The organism is Allobosea vaviloviae (assembly GCF_001298265.1).
Taxonomy (GTDB): domain Bacteria; phylum Pseudomonadota; class Alphaproteobacteria; order Rhizobiales; family Beijerinckiaceae; genus Allobosea; species Allobosea vaviloviae_B.
The window spans coordinates 248,800-266,717 of sequence record NZ_LGSZ01000028.1; the positions used below are offsets into that span (position 1 = coordinate 248,800).

Consider the following 17,918-nt stretch of genomic DNA (forward strand, 5'->3'; position numbering starts at 1 on the left):
TGCAAAGACTAATCTAGGTGCGACAGGGGCCCTTGCCAAGGGAAACAAGGCACGATGCCTGAGCTATGAGATCGCAGGGTGAACACCGCGTCTGCGGGGCCCCTCGCGCCGCAAGGTCAGGACTCCGTCGGCGGCCAGCGAGAGCACGCAGCCCGACAAGGTCCGCCGCGTCGCAAGCGCCTCGCGGGCCGCGTCGCGGAGCGCTTCGACACAGGCCTCGAGCCGCTCAAGTCGGTTCGCGACACCACCCTCCCCGCCGATCTGCTCCAGCGCCAGCGCGACGACACGCAGCCCGATCTCCTCCGGCTCGGACAACAGCGCGCGGAACCGCAGCCGCAGCATTGGCGCGTCATCGACCGGCAGGAGCAGCGCCGGCAGCGAGGGTTCCTGCAGCGAAAGTTCCTGCAGCAAGACCTTCGCCCGCTGCGCTGCCGCCTCGTCGAGCCGCGCGATGCGCTTCGCCAGCAGCGCCAGCCGCTCCGCGCTCAGCCCCTCCTGGGCGAGGCCCGGCATCAGGGCGCGCCAGCGCACCCGCTCGAAGCGAAGGTCGCCATTGCTCGGATCGGTGACGAAGGGCAGAGCCCGCGCCTGCGCTGTTGCGAGCAGCCGCACCTTGGGGATGCTCAGAAGCGGCCGCGCCAGAACGATCGGCCCCTTGCGGACACGCTCGCGCATCGCGGCGAGTCCGGACGGGCCGGAGCCCCGCGCCATGCGCATCAGCATCGTCTCGGCCTGGTCGTCCTGGGTGTGAGCCGTCACCAGAACCGCTCCGCCGAGCCGCTGCGCCTCCTCGACGAGCAGCGCATAGCGAGCCCTGCGCGCGCGCTCCTGCACGCCCGTCGCAGGCTTGGCGCCATCCCAGAGCAGAATCCGGTGGGGCACACCGAGTTGCGCGCACAGGGCAGCGACGCCTTCGGCTTCCGCAGCGGAGGCGGCCCGCAGGCCGTGATCGACGGTCGCGGCATGAAGCGCCGGACGGCCCGCCTCCCGCGCCCATTCGGCGAGCAAGCCGAGCAGGGCCACCGAGTCAGGGCCGCCGGAGACGGCGACGAGCAGCCTCGCCTCGGCGCTCAGCCCCGCGAACAGATCGGCGGCCTCGCGGCACCCGATCGGGAGATCGGCAGGATCGCTCTGCGCAACCGCGCTCAAGCGCAGCCGGAACGCCGCCGCTCGCGCTCGATCCCCTGCCGTACCGAATTCGGCGCGGACGGATAATCGATCCCGACCTTGGCATAGGTGGCGCAGGCCTGGTCCTTGGCGCCGAGACCGTTCAGGGCGATGCCGAGCCGCAGCAGGCTTTCGGGCGCCTTGGTCGATCTTGGCGCGTCGTTGCTGACCTTGAGGAACTGCTCTGCCGCCTCGCGATAGCGCTTGCGCTGGAGATAGCTCTCGCCGAGCCAGTAGGTCGCATCGACGGCGAGCCGGTCGCGCGGATAGCTCTGCAGGAACTGGCGGAAGCCCATCTCGGCCTGTTCGTATTCCTTGCGCAGGATCGAGGCATAGGCGAGGTCATAGGCTTCCTTGGCGCTTGCCGGTCCGCTGGCGGCGGCCACGCTCGCCCCACGCGGAACGGATGGCGGCAGCGCGCCCTGCGGCACGTTGCGGCCGACGCCCTGGAGGTCGAGCGGCCCCTGGGCCGCCCCGCCCTCGGCGAACTCGTCCTCGATGATGCCGCTGATGCCGCCATTGAGCGGACGCGGCGCACCGGCCGCGCCTTGCTGGACGCTCGGATCGAAGGCGTCGCCCCGACGCTGCGGCCGCGGAGCGGCCCCGGCTGGCGGCGCGGCGTTGCCCGGCGCGGCCGCACCGTTCGGGCGCGCACCGGCACGCTCGTTCAGGCGGAAATCGACGTCTTCCTGGAATTTGCGGAGCTGCTCGCTCAGACGCTTGTTCTCGAACTGCAACTGCTCGATCTGGCCGGAGAGCTGGCGGATCTGGTTTTCCATCCGCGAGGTCCGCACCACCAGATCGGCCGCGTCCTGCGCCTGCGCGGGCAGGCTCAGGCAGGCCACGCTCAGGCAGGACACGACCGCGCCGAACGCGAAAGCGGCCAGTCCGGCAAGGGCTCGGCGTGGGAGAACCCGATGATCGAGGCGGAGCAGTCGGAGCATTGTCTAAAACCGGGGTTGAGCGTGACGGCTGGGCCTATAACACGTCATGACCACGGCCAAAATATGAAAGGGCCGGCGCCTTCCCGAAAGGAAATGCCGGCCCTGTCGCTATTTCGCATGCTTATCCAGCCAGGCCTGTCGTGGCCCGCCTGCGTCAGACGCCGGCGCCGCCGCCCGCGCCGTCCAGCACCGTCACCGAACGGCGGTTCTGCGACCAGCAGGAGATGTCGTTGCAGACCGCCACCGGCCGCTCCTTGCCGTAGGAGACGATCCGCATGCGGTTGCCCTGGATGCCGCGCGAGGCGAGGTAGTCGCGCACCGTCTGGGCGCGACGCGCCGAGAGCGAGAAGTTGTATTCGCGCGTGCCGCGCTCGTCGGCATGCCCTTCGACGGTGAAGCTGTAGCGCGGATAGCGCTGCAGCCAGGCCGACTGCTTGTCGAGCGTCGCGACCGCCGTCTGGGTCAGGTCGGTGGAGTCGGTCTCGAAGAAGACGCGGTCGCCGACATTGACGACGAAGTCCTGGGCGCTGCCCGGCGTCGCGGCGCCGCCTGCCCCGAAGCCGCCATTGGCATCGGCGTTCTGATTGTTGGCGCAGGCGCCGAGCGCCAGCGAGGCTGCGATGGCAGCGGCGAAGCGGACGGCGCGGCCGCCGGCGAAAAGGGTGGCGAGCATGATGGACTCCGGACGTTCGATCGGTGCGAGGCGCGGTTCACGGACGGCGTTGCATGGACTGCATTGCCCTTGCGATCATCAATGAAGCGTCAACCTAAACGAGACCTTGCCAGAACAAGGCGAAGTGGCGGCATTGCGGCGTATGGTTAACCAAATCCTGCAATACGACATTCGCGGCCCGGTTGTGGCGCGGGAGGCACAGCCGGTGGCGCTTCGGACACCGTCGGCGCGATCTCCGGCGGACCGGAAGCGAACCGGGCCTGAAATTCCCGCGGGCTGATGCCGACCCGTTTGCGGAAATGGTGACGCAGCGTGTCCGGCGTCCCCAGGCCGACCGCGAGCGCGGTCTCCTGCGTTCCAAGCTTGCCGGCCACCAGAAGGCGCTTCGCCTCTTCGACGCGTTCGCCGATCAGCCACTCGCCCGGAGACGAGCCGGTGGCCTCTTGGAACCGTCGTAGGAAGGTCCGCAGGCTCATGCGGCAGTCCGCGGCCATCTCCGCAGTCGTCCAAGGGGCGCTCAGTTGCGCCCGCAGCTTGTCCAGCAGCGGCGCCACTTGGGAATGGCGGTGGCGGGCCACCGGCCGCTCCAGGAACTGCGCCTGCCCGCCCGTGCGATGGGCGGGCATCACGAGGCGGCGTGCGACGGAGTTGGCCGCCTCGGCTCCGAAATCGCGCCTGACGATCTCGATCAGCAGGTCGATGCCGGCGGCGCTCCCGGCCGAGGTGAAGATGCGCTCATGCGCGCTGTAGAGCGAGGAATGATCGACGTCGATGTCAGGATGACCTGCGCGTAGCGCATCGGCATAACGCCAATGTGTGGTCGCCACTCCGCCGTCCAAAAGGCCCGTCGCCGCGAGCACGAAGGCCCCCGAGCAGATCGAGGCGAGCCGGGCACCGCGGGCGTGGGCCTGACGCAGGCGCTGGCACAGCACCTCCGGCACCGGCTCGCCGGCGCCCTTCCAGCCGGGCACCACGATGAGATCGGCCTGGTCGATCAGCTCGGGGCCGTGCTGCGGGGTCAGCATCAAACCGCCATGCGCCCGCAGAGGACCCTCCTCGATCGGACAGCTGGCGAAACGATACCAACCCTGGCCCATCTCCGGGCGGGGGAGACCGAATATCTCTGCGACGATGCCGAACTCGAAGGTACAGAGTCCGTCATAGAGCAGCGCGACGACGAGGGGGCCGGTCGTGTTTGGCATGATCTGCACGTACTCTGTCGTTCATGCCAATTGCAAGAGGGCGCAGCACACCGCGAAATGAGGGGGTCCAACAGGAGCCCGCCATGACCACCGCCGTGACCGCCGTCCCCCCTGCCCCTAGCGATCTCGCCAGCGCGCATTTCGCCGCCGAATTCGCCTTCGAGACCGATTGCTGGGATGTCCACGACGCGCTGTCGCAGCAGCCCGACTTCGTGCTGCTGGACGTCCGCAGCCCCGCGCTCTTCGCCCGCGGCCATGTGGCGGGCGCGATCAATCTGCCTGTCGGCAAGATCGTGGCGTCGAAGCTTTTACACTGGCCGCAGGACGCGGTCTTCGTGACCTATTGCGCCGGCCCGCACTGCAACGGCGCCGCGAAGGCCGCCTTGCGGCTGGCCGAACTGGGCCGGCCCGTGAAGATCATGGCCGGCGGCATCACCGGCTGGATCGACGAGGGCTTTGCCCTGCTGCCCGGGGAGGCGGCGGCATGAACCTCGTCGCGCTACCACCGCCGGCTCTCGCGGGCGGTGATGCGCCGGTTTCGCCCCTCAGCGCGCCGCCGTCAGCAGCGGCGACCAGGTCGGATCGGATGCGAAGGCCGGCGTCGGCACCGGCACTTCGACGCGGCCGGTGATGTCCACCATGTACAGTTTCCCGCCGGATTGCCCGCCGGGATCGCGGAAGAACATGATGTACTGGCCGTTGGGTGCCCAGTTCGGCGCCTCGTTGTGGAAGCCCTCGGTCAGCAGGCGCTCGCCCGAGCCGTCCGAGCGCATCACGCCGATGGCGAAGCCATTGGCACTCTGGCGGGTGAAGGCGATGAGGTCGCCGCGCGGCGACCAGGACGGCTGCGAATAGGAGCCCTGCCCGAAGGACAGGCGCTTGCCCTCCCCGCCGCCCGCGCCCATCAGATAGAGCTGCTGCGAGCCGCCCCGGTCGCTCTCGAAGACGATCTGCGTGCCGTCGGGCGAATAGGAGGGCGAGGTGTCGATCGCGGCCGTCGAGGTCAGCCTCTGCGTCGTGCGCGAGCCGATGTCGATGGCGTAGAGATTGGCATTTCCACCCTGCTGGAGCGAGAGCGCGACACGCGCGCCGCTCGGCGAGAAGCGCGGGCTCGAGGTCATGTCGGGGAAGTTGCCGACGATCTGGCGCTGGCCCGTTTCGATGTTCAGCACATGCACGCGCGGCTGCTCGCCGAGCCGCTGCGACATATAGGTCACCTCCTGCGAGACCGGCGAGTAGCGCGGCGTCACCACCGAGACGGAGCCGTCGGTCAGGTAGCGCACATTGGCGCCGTCCTGGTCCATGATGGCGAGCCGCTTGCGGCGGTTTTCCTTCGGACCGGATTCATCGACGAAGACGACGCGGGTGTCGAAGAAGCCGCCGACCCCGGTGATCTTGGTGAAGATCGCGTCCGAGATGATGTGGCCGACACGGCGGGCATTGTTGGGGTCGGTGAAATACTGCTGTCCGTCGGTCTGCGTGCCCGTGGTCACGTCCCAGAGCCGGAACTCGGCCTTGATTCGGCCCGAACCGTCGCGCGAGACGCGGCCGGTCACCAGCGCCTGCACGCCGGCAGCTTTCCAGGCGCCAAACTCGGGGGCGGCATCGAAGGGCGGATTCCTGTCCGGGTGGCGACCCTTGTCGATCGGGGCGAAATAGCCGCAGCGCTTGAGATTGTTGGTGATGACGCCAGACACCAGCACCCCGCCCTCGCCGGCAAAATCCGCGATGGCGATCGGCAACGGCTGGAACGAGCCGCCACGCAGGTCGATGACGAGCTCGGCTCGCGCCGCGGCCGGCACGAGCAACGAGGCGCCGGCGAGCGCCAGCATCCGGCGGCGCGTCGGCGCCACGATGAGAGAAGGAAGAACCTTGCGGTCGATCAGGGTCACAGCACGTCCCTTGCGTCGAAATTGACGACGACATCGCGCCAGTCGTCATAATAGGCAGCGAATTGAGCCGGAATGCGCAAAGGCGCGCAGCGGCGCGTCGCGGTCAGCGCCGAGCTGGCGGCGACCGCAAAGAGCGGATCGGATGAGGAATTGACCACGCCCGGCTGGCCGACGAGCGAGCCGTCCGTGTTCAGCTTCATCCGGACCTGCGGCACGACCGAGCCGCGCGCATTGGCGAGCGCGATCGGCACGTTCCAGCATTTGATCAGCTGGTCCTGGATGATGCCGATCAACTGGCCGCGCAGCGACGGGCTGAGCTTCTGCGAGGAGCCGCGCTCGGTCCCCAGCGATGCGGTGCGGTTCACCTGCGGCGCGGCCGAGCCGGTCGACTGGGCCTGCTCCTTCGACTGGAGCAGCTTGGAGATGTCGCTCGGGTTGAAGTTCTTGGCGATCTCGGCCTCGCGCTTGGCCTTGGCTTCGGCCTCCTGCTTGGCCTTGGCGGCCGCGGCGATCTTGGCCTTCGCCTCGGCATCCGCTTTCGCCTTGGCGGCAGCTTCAGCCTTTTCCTTGGCGGCCTCGGCAGCTTCCGCCTTGGCCTGCGCTTCCGCCTTCGCCTTGGCGGCAGCCTCCTGCCGCGCCAGCGCCTCGGCTTCGGATTTCGCCTTGGCGGCGGCCTTGGCCTGTTCTTCGGCCTGCTTGGCCTTGGACGCTATCTCGGCCTCTTCGGCGAGCTTCGCCAGCTCCTCGCGCTTCTGCTCGGCGATCTCGGCCGCACTCGGCCCGGTCTTCTGGGGCGGCTGCTTCACCGGCTCCGGCGGCTTGGGCTCGGGCTTGGGCAGGTTGGCGAGCGAGCGCGACGGCGGCAGCGGTGCCGAGGCGTTGTCGTCGGCGGTCTTGAGTTCGGCCGGGCGGGTCGGCGGCGCCGGCGTGTCCTGCTTGGCCTCACCCTCTTCCTTGCGCTCGACGATCTCGGATTTGCGCTCGGCACGCTGAAGCGGCTGCGCCTGGACCTTTTCGGCCTTGCGTTCGCCGCGCGTCACCTGGTTCAGCGCGCTGGCATCGACCATCTCGACCGCGATCGCCTCCACGTTCTCCGGGAGCGGCGCAGGCGACGAAAACGCCAGCAGCCCCGCGACGAGAAACGTCGCGTGGCCGAGCGCCGACATCACCATGCCCGGTTCGGAGGTCGTGAGCTTCACAGCCGCTGAGTCCTCGCTTTCATCGTCCTCAGCGCGCCGCCGGCTCGGTCACGAGCGCGACACGCTTGAAGCCTGCCGATGTGATCGTCGACATCACCGAGGCGACGCGGCCGTAATCGACCATGCGGTCGCCGCGCACATAGATCCGCTCGTCGAAGCCCTGCTTCGCCAGCCCCTGCAGCTTGTTCACCAGATCGGGCTCCAGCGTCGGCTGGTCCTGCAGGAAGATCTGGCCCTTCGCGTCGATCGCGATGGTAACCGGCTTTTGATCGACATTGATCGGCTTGGCGCCGGTCTGCGGCAGGTCGAGCGGGACGCCGGTCGCAATCAGCGGCGCCGCCACCATGAAGATGATCAGCAGGACCAGCATGACGTCGATGAACGGCGTCATGTTGATCTCGGCGATGGCGCCATGCTTGCGGCCGCGACGGCCGCGACGGCCCCCGGACTTCGCGCCGGATGCTGCGGACATGCCCATGAGTCAGTGCTCCCTCAAGCCGCCAGCCGCTCGTCGATCTGCCGCGACAGGATCGCGGAGAACTCGTCGGCGAAGGCTTCCAGACGGCTCGAGGCCTTGGCCACCTCGGCCTGGAGCTTGTTGTAGGCCATCAGCGCCGGAATCGCGGCGAACAGGCCGATCGCGGTGGCAAACAGCGCCTCCGCGATGCCGGGCGCCACCACGGCGAGCGAGGAATTCTTCGACACAGCGATCGCGGTGAAGGAGTGCATGATGCCCCAGACCGTGCCGAACAGGCCGATGAAAGGAGCGGCCGACGCGATCGTCGACAGCACCAGGAGCTTGTTCTCGAGCCGCTCGGTCTCGCGCTGGATCGTGACGTCGAGCACCTTGTCGATGCGCTGCGACAGGCTGGCGACGGAGCGCCCGCCATTCTCGAAGGAGCGCTTCCACTCTCGCATCGCCGCGACGAAGACGGCGGCCATGTCGTTGGCGGGCTTGGCCGCGAGGTCGCGATAAAGCTCCTCCAGCGAACGGCCCGACCAGAACACCTCCTCGAATGCGTCCATGTCCTTGCGCGTGCGGCGATAGAGCAGCGTCTTGTCGATGATGATCGACCAGCACCAGATCGAGGCGCCGAGCAGGCCCATCATCACCAGCTTGACGACGATATGGGCGTGCCAGAACAGGGTCCAGAACGACATGTCGATCGGCGGCGCGGCCTGCGCGAGGTCGACGGGGTTCATCTATGCCATCCTTTTGCCTCGGCGATTCGGGCCGTTCTTACGGCCAACGCCCCGCCATACGCACCACGGGTGACCCCGCGACGCCGCCCGATCCGCGATCCGGGGAAATGCCGTGCCCTTCAATCGCTTTTGAATCCGGCGAAAGATGGGCGCAAACGGGGTTTCCTGCGAAACGCATGCTCGCGATCGAGTTAAGCCTCCGGCAAGGTTAATGCCGGGTATACGCACAGGCGTTCGGCGGTGTTTCGTCGCTGTCGCATGCAGCGATCTCCCCGCCATTTGCAGCAGAGACTAGCTTTCCCGACATCATGTAATTATAAAAGTTACATGAAAAGAGACAGCCGCCTGTCGGGCCTTCTCCACGTGCTCCTTCATATGGCGGGGCGCGAAGAGCCGGTGACGTCCGAGACCCTCGCCCGCATCATGCAGACCAACCCGGTCGTCATCCGGCGGATCATGGCCGGCTTGCGCGAGCGCGGCCATGTCCGCTCCGGGAAGGGCCATGGCGGTGGCTGGGTGCTGGCCTGCGACCTCGCAGACATCACCCTGCGCGACGTCCATGAGGCGCTCGGCGAGCCCCAACTCCTCGCGATCGGTCACCGAACCGAAGCGCCCTCCTGCCTCGTCGAACAGGCGGTCAACGCGGCGCTCGCCGACAGCTTCCGAGAGGCCGAAGCCATGCTGCTGGCGCGTCTCGGCACCATCACGCTCGCCATGCTCCATGCCGATTTCAGTACGCGTCTCGCGCTGAGAGCACGCCCGGAAGGTTCCTGCCCATGACGACCGACTGCATCCAGCCTGGCCGCAACGCCGCCGACAGCTTCAAGAATGCGGAGGCCATCGCCAACTACGCCGAAGGTCCGCCGCGTTTCGTCCCCGGCTTCGAGGCGCTGCACCGCATGACGGCCATCCTGCTCGCGGAGAATGCACCCGCCACGGCACGCGTACTGGTGCTGGGAGCCGGCGGCGGGCTCGAACTCAGCACGCTGGCACGGGCGCAGCCCGGTTGGAGCTTCGTCGGCGTCGATCCCTCGCAGCCGATGCTCGACCTGGCCAGCAAGTCGCTCGGGCCGCTGATGGCACGCATCGAACTGGTGCATGGCTATATCGACGACGCGCCGGCCGGTCCGTTCGATGCGGCCACCTGCCTGCTGACGCTGCATTTCCTCGATGCAGCCGAGCGCCTGCGCACGACGCAAGCCATCCACGCCCGGCTCAAGCCCGGTGCGCCATTCGTCGCCGCCCATAGCAGCTTCCCGCAGGATCCGGCGTCGCGACCAACATGGCTATCGCGTTACGCCGCCTATGCAGTCGCGGCAGGCGCCAGTCCCGAGCAGGCGGCCTCGGCGCGCGTTGCGGTCGATGGGCATCTCGACCTGCTGGACCCCGGCGAGGACGAAGCCATTCTGCGCGATGCGGGGTTCTCCGACGTCGCGATGTTCTACGCCGCCTTCACCTGGCGGGGCTGGACCGCCCGCGCCTGAGCAGGCTGCCGCCAAAGGCGAAGCCAACATCCGACTGCGGTCACACGAAGACGCCCGCCCCGGTTTCCCGGGACGGGCGCTCGAGGTTAAAGAGCTTTCGGCCCCGGAAGCGTCAGCCGGCGTTCGCCTGCGGCTCGGCGCCGTTGCCACGGCGATCGGCCATGAACTGGTCGAACTCGGCTTTGTCGCGGGCCATGCGCAGCCGGCCGAGGAAGTCCTGGAACTCCTTCTGCTCGTCCTCGAGACGGCGCAGCGTCTCCTGACGATACTCGTCGAAGGCGTGGTTGCCGCTCGACGGGCCGCGGCCCCAGCCGCCGAAGCCGCTCTCGCGACCGCCCATGCGTTCCTTGAGACGTTCCATCTTGCTCTGCAGACGGTTCATCCGATGTTCGTAGCGGCCGGCGCCGCCCATTCCGCAACCCATGCGTCCACTCCAGAACAGAAAGGCCAGGGTCGCCAGACCCAGAGGCCAGAACACGATGAAGCCGAGAACCGCGAAGGCGATCCAGGCTCCCTTCCCATAGTCATCGAGCTTCTCGACGATCGGCATTGATCCCTCACCATGACAGAGCGTGAATGTAAATCACATTTACATAAATGGATGCAGGCCGGCGGTTTGTCAAGAACCACGTCGCAGAACCGCGCGAAGATCGGTTTGCGACAGGGTGTGAGCCGTCCGCTCGGGCTCGAACCCGCCGTGGCGGCACGGCGTCTGCTCCGCTACAACGCCGTGATGACCCGCATGCTGGCCCTCATCCTGGGCCTGCTGGCCCTGTCCGGCTGCATCACGCAGCGAACCGACCCGGCCGATCAGGGGCTCTGCGAAAGCGAGACGACGCGGAACGGCAAAATCAGGATCGTCTGCCATTGAGACCCGGCGTGGCGGCTACTGCGCCGTGACGCGGAGCTCGGCATCGTTCACGGGCTCGCATCCTTGCCGGAATTGAACCCAAGCCCCTGCAGATAGATCAGCATGCCGGCCTCCAGCAGCTCGGCCGCCGACATCGGCAACGGTCGCCGTCCGCCATCGGCTCGGCCGAACAGCGCGGCGACGCCATGCGACATCGACCAGACATGCAGCGCCATCATCAGCGCCGGCGGGCGCTTTCCAGCCGGCAGCAGGGCGATCAGCGCCTCGGACGCAGCCCGGAGGTTCTGGAAGGCGCGGTCGGCGGCAGCGCGCAGCTCGGGGCTCGCATCGAGCGACACGCCCGCCTCGAACATCGCCGAGTAGTAGGCCGGCTCGTCATGCGCGAAGCCGAGATAGGCTCGGCCCAACCGGTGGAACGCGGCTTCGGGATCCGGTCGCCCCTGGTCCCAGGCCCGCGCCAGCGCCGCCTCGAACACGGCAAAGCCGCGCGCGGCGACATCGGCCAGAAGATCGTCCCGGTCGCGGAAATGCCGGTAGGGCGCGGCCGGGCTGACGCCCGCGACGCGCGCGGCCTCGGCGAAGGTGAAGCCGTTGGGCCCCTTCTCGCCGATCAGCCCCATCGCGGCGCGCACCAGCTCCTCCTTGAGGTTGCCATGGTGATAGCCGCGCGGCGGTGTCGGATCGGGCTTGTCGCGTTTCCAGCTCATGTGACGAGCGCTAACATGCGGCGGCCCATCCCGTCGATCAGCTCAGCTCTCGATCCCCAGCCGCAGGCGCAAGCTGTCGGGAATCCGCCGCGCCCGCCCGCCACCGACGCAGGCGACCTTGACCTGCGCCGTCACCAGCACCTCTTCGCCCCGCAGGACGCGCTGCTCGACATCCATGGTCGCGCCGCGCGCCGCGACCGAACGCGTCTCGACCGTCAACAGGTCGTCCATAACAGCCGGCCTCAGGAATTCGATCGTCATCGTTCGCACAGCAAAACCCAGCGCCGTCGCGCCATCGAAGAGTTCGCGCTGCTCGATGCCGAGCGAGCGGATCAGCTCGGTGCGCCCGCGCTCCATGAAGCGCAGATAGGAGGCGTGATAGACCACGCCGGAGAAATCCGTGTCCTCGTAGTAGACGCGGACGGAGAGGCTGTGGATCTGGCTCATGGCGTTTCGATCACGGGGACGATGCGCGCACATAGACCATCGCTGACGTCTTCGGAAAGCGCGACGATTGCAAGATGAAAGCGCTAACCGAGTTCAACGACCATGATTTCAGGTGGTGAACCGAACCGAAACGGCGCGATCGAGCAACCGAGACCGCCGGACACACAGAGGTGCCTGCCATTCTCGACAACATGCCCATATGCGAACCGGTTACCGAAGCGAGACGGAACAACCGGCGAGTAACCGAATAGGCGCACCTGTCCGCCATGCGTATGGCCCGACAAAGTCACGGCCACACGATCTGGTATGCGTGGAAAGATATCCGGCTCGTGCGCCAACAAAATGACCGGCGCATCATCGGTCACCTGGGCCAAGGTGCCAGGCAGATCGTCGACGCCAGCAAAACTGCGCCGCCCGAAGCGCGCTCCAGGCAGCAACGCCAGTTGATCACCAAGGCCGGCAAGCCAGAAGCCAATCCCGTCCTTTCGAAGTGGCAGCGCCTTATTGACGAGGACCGGGATTCCAACAGCTTTCAGAGCCGTTTCCCCGAACGTTTGGACACTCGGATCTCGCTGGAAGGTCAGATCCTCCCAGTAATCGTGGTTGCCGAGGATAGCATGCACGCCGAGGGGGGCCGAAAGCCCGGACATCGCACGCGCCCAATCTTGCGAATGGACGTAGTCCGTCACCAGATTCATGCCCGAAGCATAGTCGCCGAGCAGGACAATCAGATCTCCGTCAAGAGTATTCGCATGGTCGCAGATCGCTTTGATCCGCCGCGCGCTCATCCACGGCTCACACGCATGAATATCTGCCAGAGCGACAATCCTGAGCTTCAACCCCTCAGGCCAACCCGATGGTACAATCCGGTGGGTTGTGACACGCAGCCGCAGAAGTGGCTCGAAGACAACCGCATAGGCAGATGATGCAAAGCCCGCAGTAACGAGCCCCCCAAAGATCTTCAGCAAGCCACGCCGCGTGATCAATCATCGCTCCTCAGAAACAGGATGGACCGCGACGCTCTCCGAACGATCGGCGCCGTAAAATATTGATATTCATACATATCTCAGTCGGCGCATTCTGTGGCGTGCGCCGAACGCGACTCCGGTGAAGCCCGCGCCGGCCGACGCTCAGCGCTTGCAGGGCTTCTTCATGAAGGAGCCGCACTCATAGGGCTGCGCCAGCACTTCGCGAACCGGATAATCCTTGCCCTCGACGCGGTTGATGATGTCGTCGATCTTCCAGGCGCCGCCCTCCTCGACCATGCGGAAGCGCACGCTGACCGGCTGCTTGAAGCTGCGGAAGGAGGCGGTGACGAGCGAACGTCCGTTGGTGGGCACCTCGGTCACGGTGACACGCAGATTCTTCACGTCGCCATCCTGCCCGCTGAGGAAAGGATCGGAGCCGAGATTGCCCATCTCGCCGGCTTCTTTCTGATAAAGCTCGTCGCGCGCAAACAGCGCCGCCAGCCCCTTGCTCATCAGCCTGTCGCGGTTGGGCGCCTGCCAAGGTGCCGGAACCGGCTTGGGGCCAGAACTGGCGAGCTGGCGGATGGTGATCGCATAGGCCTCGCGGACAGGGGTCTCGGGAGACGGCTCGGCGGCAAGCGTCAGCGTGGCCGACATCACCAGCATCGCAGCCGCGACGAACTGCGTATGCGGAGCCAATTGCATCGTCATACCTCCATCAGCGCCGAATAGTCCTCACCGCCATAGAAGACACGAACGATCCGGACCCGCGTCATCTGAATGCGGTAGGCGATGACAGCCCGTCTGTAAGGGAAAATCCTCAGGCCCGGCGAGACATCCGGCCGCTCGACCCCGAGTTCTGGAAATTCGCACAGGAGGGCGCAGCGTCTTTCGATGGCGGCCACCCACCGGCGCGCCTGCTTTGGACTGTCCAGCGCGACATGGTTCAGGATCGCTTCGAGATCGGATAATGCGGTCGCCGAATAAACCAGTTCATGCGGCATCATGCGCGCGTGGTCAGCGTCTCGGCCAGTTTGTCGAGGCGAGAAGCAACCTCAGCCGGCGTCAGATCGACCGGATCGGCGTCCCCCTCGGCGATCTTGGCCTTGATCGAGCGCAGCTTCTGTTGCCGCGAATGCTCTGCATCGAGCCAAGGCTTCATCGCGTCACGTAGCGCTTCTTCCGCGCTGGCAAAATCGCCGCTCTCGACACGCGCGAGCACCAGGGTCTCGATATCCTTGGGCAGATTGAGCGTCATCCGATCCCACCTCCGTCCCGTATCAGCGCCTGTTCCCATGATAGGCTTCGGCAGCAGCGCTCGCAAACAGCCAGGCTCACGCCTCCCCGTCCCCGAACAGCCCGAACTGCGCCGCCTCGCGGCTGGGCTCGGGCATGCCGAGATGCCTGAACGCATGCGGCGTCAGGATGCGGCCGCGCGGGGTGCGCTGGATGAAGCCCTGCTGCAGCAGGAAGGGCTCGATGATCTCCTCGATCGCGTCGCGCGGTTCCGAGAGCGAGGCGGCGATGGTCTCGATCCCGACCGGCCCGCCGCCGAAATTGATCGCCACGGTGGTCAGGTAGCGCCGGTCCATCTGGTCGAGCCCGATCGGGTCGACATCGAGCAGCTTCAGCGCCTTGTCGGCCACGGCGCGCGTCACGATGGCGTCGCCATCGACGATGGCGAAGTCGCGCACCCGCCGCAGCAGGCGCCCCGCGATGCGCGGCGTACCCCGCGAGCGCTTGGCGATCTCGTTGGCCCCATCATCCGACATCGGCACGCCCAGCACCCGCGCCCCGCGCGCGACGATGCTCTGCAACTCCTCCACGGTGTAGAACTGCAAACGGATCGGGATGCCGAAGCGGTCGCGAAGCGGCGTCGTCAGCAGGCCGGCGCGGGTGGTGGCGCCGACGAGCGTGAACTTCGGCAGGTCGATCTTGACCGAGCGGGCGGCCGGTCCCTCGCCGATGATCAAATCGAGCTGATAGTCCTCCATCGCCGGATAGAGGATTTCCTCGACCGCCGGGTTGAGCCGGTGGATCTCGTCGATGAAGAGCACGTCGCGCTCTTCGAGATTGGTGAGCTGCGCCGCGAGGTCGCCGGCCTTGGCGATCACCGGCCCCGAGGTCGAGCGGAAATTGACGCCGAGCTCCCGCGCCACGATCTGCGCCAGCGTCGTCTTGCCGAGGCCCGGCGGCCCGACGAACAGCACATGGTCGAGCGCATCGCCGCGCGACTTCGCCGCCTCGATGAACACCTGGAGATTGGCGCGCGCCGCCGCCTGGCCGGTGAAATCGACGAGCGACAGCGGCCGCAGCGAGGTCTCGCTGTCGTCGTCGCGCTTCTCGGCGGAGAGCAGGCCGGGGCGGCGGGTCTCGCTCACAACGCGATCTCCAGTTCGAGCGCGTCATGGATCTCGATATCCATGTAGCCCGTCCGCACGATCGTCGGCACCACCGAGCGGAAATGGTCGATCGCCTCCATGTGGAGACGCGAGAAGCGGAAGCCGCATTTCTGGTAGAAGGTCATGCCGGGCATGTTGTCGTTGGTCAGCATCGCCTTCAGCTTGATGGCACCCCGCGCCCGCGCGGCCGCTTTGACCCCTTCGAGCAACTGGACCGCAGCGCCCTGCCCGGGCGCCACCGAATGCAGCGCACAGAGCAGCGCGACGTCGTCATGCATCGTCCAGCTCGCATAGGCCATGAACGCACCGTCCTGGCCGGCGATCCCGAGCAGATCGAGCTCTGCACAGTCATAGACGGTGAAATCGATCATCATGCTGTGCGAGCCCCAGCTCGCCAGCATCACCGCCAGGAAGGCGGACTTGTCCTCGACCGCCTTGATCGTCAGGCCGCCGCCACTCACTTCGCCAGCTCCCGCAGCCCCAGCTTGATGAGCTGCGCCGTCCCCGCGCCCTCGCCAGCCTCACGCGACGCGGCCGCGACCGCCGCCACGGCCTGCGCCTGCGGATAACCGAGATTGCTCAGCGCCGAGACGGCGTCCGCCACCGGCTGCGGCAGCTTCCGGTCGGCAAGCGCACCGGCGAGCTGCGCCACGCCCGGATCGACATGGCCGAAGGCCGGCGCCTTGTCCTTGAGCTCGGCGCAGATGCGCTGCGCCAGCTTGGGCCCGACGCCGGGCGCCCGCGCCACCGCCGCCTTGTCGTTTGTGGCGAGCGCGGTCGCCAGCGCGCCCGGATCGAGCGTCGAGAGAATGGCGAGCGCGACCTTGGCGCCGACGCCCTGAACCGCCTGCATCAGCCGGAACCAGTCGCGTTCATTGTCGGATAGGAAGCCGTAGAGCCGGATCGCATCCTCGCGGACATGCGTCTCGATCGACAGCACAGCGGCCTCACCAGGCTTCGGCAACCGCTGCAGCGTCCTGGCCGAGCACTGCACGACATAGCCGACACCCTGCACGTCCAGGATGACATGGTCCTCGCCATAGGAATCGACGATTCCTTTCAGCTTGCCGATCATGCCTTGCCCCCTCCGCATGTCATCCCGGGCGAAGCGTAGCGCAGACCCGGGATCCATTCCGGAACGCGACTCGGAGAGGCTCCGGAATGGATCCCGGGTCTCCCTGCGGTCGCCCGGGATGACGCGCTCTGGAACAAGGTCACGCAAACCTCGACTGACGATTGAATTCCACGTTGACCACGCCTTCACCCCGCCCGCATCTGCGCGACCAGCGCGCGCATGCCGCGATGCTGGGCATGGCAGATCGCCACCGCCAGCGCATCCGCGGCATCGGCCGATTTGGTCTCGGCCTTGGGCAGCAGCACGCGGATCATCATCTGCACCTGTTTCTTGTCGGCATGGCCGACGCCGACCACCGTCTTCTTGACGAGGTTGGCGGCATACTCCGCCACGCTCAGGCCCGCCAGTGCCGGCACCACCAGAGCCACACCGCGCGCCTGGCCGAGCTTCAGCGCCGATTGCGGATCGCGGTTGACGAAGGTCTCCTCGACCGCGACCTCGTCAGGCGAGAAGGATGAGACGATCCGCGACAGCCCGTCATGCAATTGCCGCAGCCGCTCCGACAGCGGCAAGGCTCCATCGCTCTCGACGCAGCCGCAGGCGACGAAGCCGAGCTTGCTGCCCTCGCTGACGACGACGCCCCAGCCGGTCTTTCGGAGGCCGGGGTCAATGCCGAGAATGCGAATCGGTGGGTTCATGTCAGTCACAGCCTAAACCTTGGACACGCTTTGTTCCATGCGGCGTCCTAACGATCCCTTCCCGTCCACAGCCGATCGATGAACACCGCGCATCGCTCGCATCACGCGGACGGGGGTTGCCCCGGCGCGCGGCAGGTTGTTGGTGCGAATGGCTCCTGCCTTCCCTGGGACCTTGCTCCCTTATCCCTCAGGCCGATGTCAGATCTCCTCAGCCTCCTCTTCCCCGGCGTCTCCACGACCAGTTTGGCTGTCCTGCTGGCGGCGACGCTGCTCGGCGGGCTCGTGCGCGGCTTCACCGGCTTCGGCTTCGCCATGGTGTTCATGCCATTGGCCTCGATGGTGGTCGGTCCGGTCGCCGCGCTCGGGCTGATCTGGTGCATCGACGCGCCCTTCGCCCTGCCGATCGCGGCACGCAACGCTAGGCAGGCCGAATGGCGCGAGGTCGCGCCGCTGCTGCTGACCGCGACGCTCGCCTTGCCCGCCGGCATCTGGCTCCTGATCTGGCTCGACCGCGAAACCATGCGCTGGATTCTCGCCGGGCTGATCCTCACCGCCGTGGCGCTGATGGCCTCGGGCTGGCGCTATCACGGCAGGCCGGGAATCCCGCTTTCGCTTGGCGTCGGCGTGCTCTCGGGGCTGTTCAACGGCATGGCCTCGATCGGCGGCATGCCGCTCGCCGTGTTCTGGCTCGGCGCCCAGCGCAACGACCGCCACAAGACCCGCGCCAATCTGCAGACCTTCTTCGGCGTCTCGACGCTGATCTCGGGCACGATCCTCTGGCGCAACGGCATCCTGACCCTGACCGCGCTGACGATGGCCCTGCCGCTGATGGCGGTCTATGGCGCCGGCATGTTGGCGGGCACGCATGGCTTTCGCCTGGCGAACGAGATCACTTTCCGCCGCATCGCCTATGCCGTGATCTTCCTGAGCGCGCTGGTCAGCCTGCCGCTGTGGGATGGAGTGGACGGGCGGTAACAACCAAGCGC

General features: G+C 67.0%; 24 protein-coding genes. 5 read left to right on the forward strand and 19 right to left on the reverse strand.

What is annotated here, in order from left to right:
* Positions 1 to 63: 63 nt before the first annotated feature.
* The 4 genes from tilS to ftrA all read right to left on the reverse strand — a co-directional run bounded on the left by tilS (position 64) and on the right by ftrA (position 3,986).
* Positions 64 to 1,149, reverse strand: a complete 1,086-nt coding sequence (gene tilS / locus AE618_RS07795; RefSeq protein WP_054208477.1) for a tRNA lysidine(34) synthetase TilS — start codon at positions 1,147 to 1,149, stop codon at positions 64 to 66.
* Positions 1,146 to 2,111: a tol-pal system protein YbgF gene (ybgF, locus tag AE618_RS07800; RefSeq protein ID WP_082365078.1), complete on the reverse strand. Its 966-nt coding sequence runs from the start codon at positions 2,109 to 2,111 to the stop codon at positions 1,146 to 1,148. The genes tilS and ybgF overlap by 4 nt, the downstream gene beginning before the upstream one ends.
* 154 nt (positions 2,112 to 2,265) lie before the next feature.
* Positions 2,266 to 2,784, reverse strand: a complete 519-nt coding sequence (gene pal / locus AE618_RS07805; RefSeq protein WP_054208478.1) for a peptidoglycan-associated lipoprotein Pal — start codon at positions 2,782 to 2,784, stop codon at positions 2,266 to 2,268.
* Between the two features lie 146 nt (positions 2,785 to 2,930).
* Positions 2,931 to 3,986: a transcriptional regulator FtrA gene (ftrA, locus tag AE618_RS07810; protein WP_054208603.1), complete on the reverse strand. Its 1,056-nt coding sequence runs from the start codon at positions 3,984 to 3,986 to the stop codon at positions 2,931 to 2,933.
* A gap of 83 nt (positions 3,987 to 4,069) precedes the next feature.
* On the opposite strand from ftrA, the gene AE618_RS07815 reads away from it, so the two are divergent.
* Positions 4,070 to 4,474 (forward strand): rhodanese-like domain-containing protein, encoded by a 405-nt coding sequence (locus tag AE618_RS07815; protein WP_054208479.1) that lies wholly within the window; start codon positions 4,070 to 4,072, stop codon positions 4,472 to 4,474.
* A gap of 57 nt (positions 4,475 to 4,531) precedes the next feature.
* On the opposite strand, the gene tolB is transcribed toward AE618_RS07815, so the two are convergent.
* The 4 genes from tolB to tolQ are packed head-to-tail and all read right to left on the reverse strand — an operon-like array spanning position 4,532 to position 8,280.
* Positions 4,532 to 5,818, reverse strand: a complete 1,287-nt coding sequence (tolB, locus tag AE618_RS07820; RefSeq protein ID WP_054208604.1) for a Tol-Pal system beta propeller repeat protein TolB — start codon at positions 5,816 to 5,818, stop codon at positions 4,532 to 4,534.
* A gap of 56 nt (positions 5,819 to 5,874) precedes the next feature.
* Positions 5,875 to 7,077 carry a cell envelope integrity protein TolA gene (gene tolA, locus AE618_RS07825; RefSeq protein ID WP_054208480.1) on the reverse strand — a complete coding sequence of 401 codons (1,203 nt, stop codon included), beginning with the start codon at positions 7,075 to 7,077 and terminating at the stop codon, positions 5,875 to 5,877.
* Positions 7,078 to 7,105: 28 nt separating this feature from the next.
* The gene (locus AE618_RS07830; RefSeq protein WP_054208481.1) at positions 7,106 to 7,555 is read right to left on the reverse strand and encodes an ExbD/TolR family protein; all 450 of its coding nucleotides are present in this window, start codon (positions 7,553 to 7,555) and stop codon (positions 7,106 to 7,108) included.
* Positions 7,556 to 7,569: 14 nt separating this feature from the next.
* Positions 7,570 to 8,280, reverse strand: a complete 711-nt coding sequence (tolQ, locus tag AE618_RS07835) for a protein TolQ (protein WP_054208482.1) — start codon at positions 8,278 to 8,280, stop codon at positions 7,570 to 7,572.
* Positions 8,281 to 8,607: 327 nt separating this feature from the next.
* On the opposite strand from tolQ, the gene AE618_RS07840 reads away from it, so the two are divergent.
* Positions 8,608 to 9,060, forward strand: a complete 453-nt coding sequence (locus tag AE618_RS07840) for an Rrf2 family transcriptional regulator (RefSeq protein WP_054208483.1) — start codon at positions 8,608 to 8,610, stop codon at positions 9,058 to 9,060.
* Entirely contained in the window at positions 9,057 to 9,764 is a 708-nt protein-coding gene (locus AE618_RS07845) for a class I SAM-dependent methyltransferase (protein WP_054208484.1), read from the forward strand. The genes AE618_RS07840 and AE618_RS07845 overlap by 4 nt, the downstream gene beginning before the upstream one ends.
* 112 nt (positions 9,765 to 9,876) lie before the next feature.
* Here the strand turns inward: AE618_RS07845 and AE618_RS07850 are convergent, their stop codons facing one another.
* Positions 9,877 to 10,314 carry a DUF2852 domain-containing protein gene (locus AE618_RS07850; RefSeq protein ID WP_054208485.1) on the reverse strand — a complete coding sequence of 146 codons (438 nt, stop codon included), beginning with the start codon at positions 10,312 to 10,314 and terminating at the stop codon, positions 9,877 to 9,879.
* Between the two features lie 12 nt (positions 10,315 to 10,326).
* Here AE618_RS07850 and AE618_RS07855 point away from each other — a divergent pair, with 12 nt between their 5' ends.
* Positions 10,327 to 10,635 (forward strand): hypothetical protein, encoded by a 309-nt coding sequence (locus AE618_RS07855; RefSeq protein WP_156330165.1) that lies wholly within the window; start codon positions 10,327 to 10,329, stop codon positions 10,633 to 10,635.
* 47 nt (positions 10,636 to 10,682) lie between these two features.
* Here the strand turns inward: AE618_RS07855 and AE618_RS07860 are convergent, their stop codons facing one another.
* The 10 genes from AE618_RS07860 to ruvC form a co-directional block, all read right to left on the reverse strand.
* A complete protein-coding gene (locus AE618_RS07860; RefSeq protein WP_054208487.1) occupies positions 10,683 to 11,342 on the reverse strand; it encodes a TetR/AcrR family transcriptional regulator in 660 nt (219 codons plus the stop codon).
* 42 nt (positions 11,343 to 11,384) lie between these two features.
* Positions 11,385 to 11,789 (reverse strand): tol-pal system-associated acyl-CoA thioesterase, encoded by a 405-nt coding sequence (gene ybgC / locus AE618_RS07865; protein WP_054208488.1) that lies wholly within the window; start codon positions 11,787 to 11,789, stop codon positions 11,385 to 11,387.
* An 83-nt stretch (positions 11,790 to 11,872) separates the two neighbouring features.
* Complete coding sequence (locus AE618_RS07870) at positions 11,873 to 12,775, reverse strand: metallophosphoesterase (RefSeq protein WP_054208489.1); 903 nt, start codon at positions 12,773 to 12,775, stop codon at positions 11,873 to 11,875.
* Between the two features lie 144 nt (positions 12,776 to 12,919).
* Positions 12,920 to 13,462, reverse strand: a complete 543-nt coding sequence (locus AE618_RS07875; protein WP_197280711.1) for a DUF3828 domain-containing protein — start codon at positions 13,460 to 13,462, stop codon at positions 12,920 to 12,922.
* A 2-nt stretch (positions 13,463 to 13,464) separates the two neighbouring features.
* Positions 13,465 to 13,764: a type II toxin-antitoxin system RelE/ParE family toxin gene (locus AE618_RS07880; RefSeq protein ID WP_248310786.1), complete on the reverse strand. Its 300-nt coding sequence runs from the start codon at positions 13,762 to 13,764 to the stop codon at positions 13,465 to 13,467.
* Positions 13,761 to 14,015, reverse strand: coding sequence for a ribbon-helix-helix domain-containing protein (locus AE618_RS07885; RefSeq protein ID WP_054208491.1), 255 nt, complete (start codon positions 14,013 to 14,015; stop codon positions 13,761 to 13,763). The genes AE618_RS07880 and AE618_RS07885 overlap by 4 nt, the downstream gene beginning before the upstream one ends.
* Positions 14,016 to 14,091: 76 nt before the next feature.
* Complete coding sequence (gene ruvB / locus AE618_RS07890) at positions 14,092 to 15,138, reverse strand: Holliday junction branch migration DNA helicase RuvB (protein ID WP_054208492.1); 1,047 nt, start codon at positions 15,136 to 15,138, stop codon at positions 14,092 to 14,094.
* Entirely contained in the window at positions 15,135 to 15,620 is a 486-nt protein-coding gene (locus tag AE618_RS07895; RefSeq protein ID WP_054208493.1) for a GNAT family N-acetyltransferase, read from the reverse strand. The genes ruvB and AE618_RS07895 overlap by 4 nt, the downstream gene beginning before the upstream one ends.
* Positions 15,617 to 16,234: a Holliday junction branch migration protein RuvA gene (gene ruvA / locus AE618_RS07900; protein ID WP_054208494.1), complete on the reverse strand. Its 618-nt coding sequence runs from the start codon at positions 16,232 to 16,234 to the stop codon at positions 15,617 to 15,619. The genes AE618_RS07895 and ruvA overlap by 4 nt, the downstream gene beginning before the upstream one ends.
* A gap of 185 nt (positions 16,235 to 16,419) precedes the next feature.
* A complete protein-coding gene (ruvC, locus tag AE618_RS07905; protein ID WP_054208495.1) occupies positions 16,420 to 16,932 on the reverse strand; it encodes a crossover junction endodeoxyribonuclease RuvC in 513 nt (170 codons plus the stop codon).
* Between the two features lie 195 nt (positions 16,933 to 17,127).
* Here ruvC and AE618_RS07910 point away from each other — a divergent pair, with 195 nt between their 5' ends.
* A complete protein-coding gene (locus tag AE618_RS07910) occupies positions 17,128 to 17,907 on the forward strand; it encodes a sulfite exporter TauE/SafE family protein (protein ID WP_054208496.1) in 780 nt (259 codons plus the stop codon).
* The last annotated feature ends 11 nt before the right edge of the window (positions 17,908 to 17,918 follow it).

Bases quoted from the DNA above. Each gene is read 5' to 3' on its own strand.
- ybgF (WP_082365078.1), bottom strand. From the start codon at position 2,111: ATGCTCCGACTGCTCCGCCTCGATCATCGGGTTCTCCCACGCCGAGCC.
- pal (WP_054208478.1), bottom strand. From the start codon at position 2,784: ATGCTCGCCACCCTTTTCGCCGGCGGCCGCGCCGTCCGCTTCGCCGCT.
- ftrA (WP_054208603.1), bottom strand. From the start codon at position 3,986: ATGCCAAACACGACCGGCCCCCTCGTCGTCGCGCTGCTCTATGACGGA.
- AE618_RS07815 (WP_054208479.1), top strand. From the start codon at position 4,070: ATGACCACCGCCGTGACCGCCGTCCCCCCTGCCCCTAGCGATCTCGCC.
- tolB (WP_054208604.1), bottom strand. From the start codon at position 5,818: ATGCTGGCGCTCGCCGGCGCCTCGTTGCTCGTGCCGGCCGCGGCGCGA.
- AE618_RS07830 (WP_054208481.1), bottom strand. From the start codon at position 7,555: ATGGGCATGTCCGCAGCATCCGGCGCGAAGTCCGGGGGCCGTCGCGGC.
- tolQ (WP_054208482.1), bottom strand. From the start codon at position 8,280: ATGAACCCCGTCGACCTCGCGCAGGCCGCGCCGCCGATCGACATGTCG.
- AE618_RS07840 (WP_054208483.1), top strand. From the start codon at position 8,608: ATGAAAAGAGACAGCCGCCTGTCGGGCCTTCTCCACGTGCTCCTTCAT.
- AE618_RS07845 (WP_054208484.1), top strand. From the start codon at position 9,057: ATGACGACCGACTGCATCCAGCCTGGCCGCAACGCCGCCGACAGCTTC.
- AE618_RS07850 (WP_054208485.1), bottom strand. From the start codon at position 10,314: ATGCCGATCGTCGAGAAGCTCGATGACTATGGGAAGGGAGCCTGGATC.
- AE618_RS07855 (WP_156330165.1), top strand. From the start codon at position 10,327: ATGACAGAGCGTGAATGTAAATCACATTTACATAAATGGATGCAGGCC.
- AE618_RS07860 (WP_054208487.1), bottom strand. From the start codon at position 11,342: ATGAGCTGGAAACGCGACAAGCCCGATCCGACACCGCCGCGCGGCTAT.
- ybgC (WP_054208488.1), bottom strand. From the start codon at position 11,789: ATGAGCCAGATCCACAGCCTCTCCGTCCGCGTCTACTACGAGGACACG.
- AE618_RS07875 (WP_197280711.1), bottom strand. From the start codon at position 13,462: ATGCAATTGGCTCCGCATACGCAGTTCGTCGCGGCTGCGATGCTGGTG.
- AE618_RS07880 (WP_248310786.1), bottom strand. From the start codon at position 13,764: ATGATGCCGCATGAACTGGTTTATTCGGCGACCGCATTATCCGATCTC.
- AE618_RS07885 (WP_054208491.1), bottom strand. From the start codon at position 14,015: ATGACGCTCAATCTGCCCAAGGATATCGAGACCCTGGTGCTCGCGCGT.
- ruvA (WP_054208494.1), bottom strand. From the start codon at position 16,234: ATGATCGGCAAGCTGAAAGGAATCGTCGATTCCTATGGCGAGGACCAT.
- ruvC (WP_054208495.1), bottom strand. From the start codon at position 16,932: ATGAACCCACCGATTCGCATTCTCGGCATTGACCCCGGCCTCCGAAAG.
- AE618_RS07910 (WP_054208496.1), top strand. From the start codon at position 17,128: ATGTCAGATCTCCTCAGCCTCCTCTTCCCCGGCGTCTCCACGACCAGT.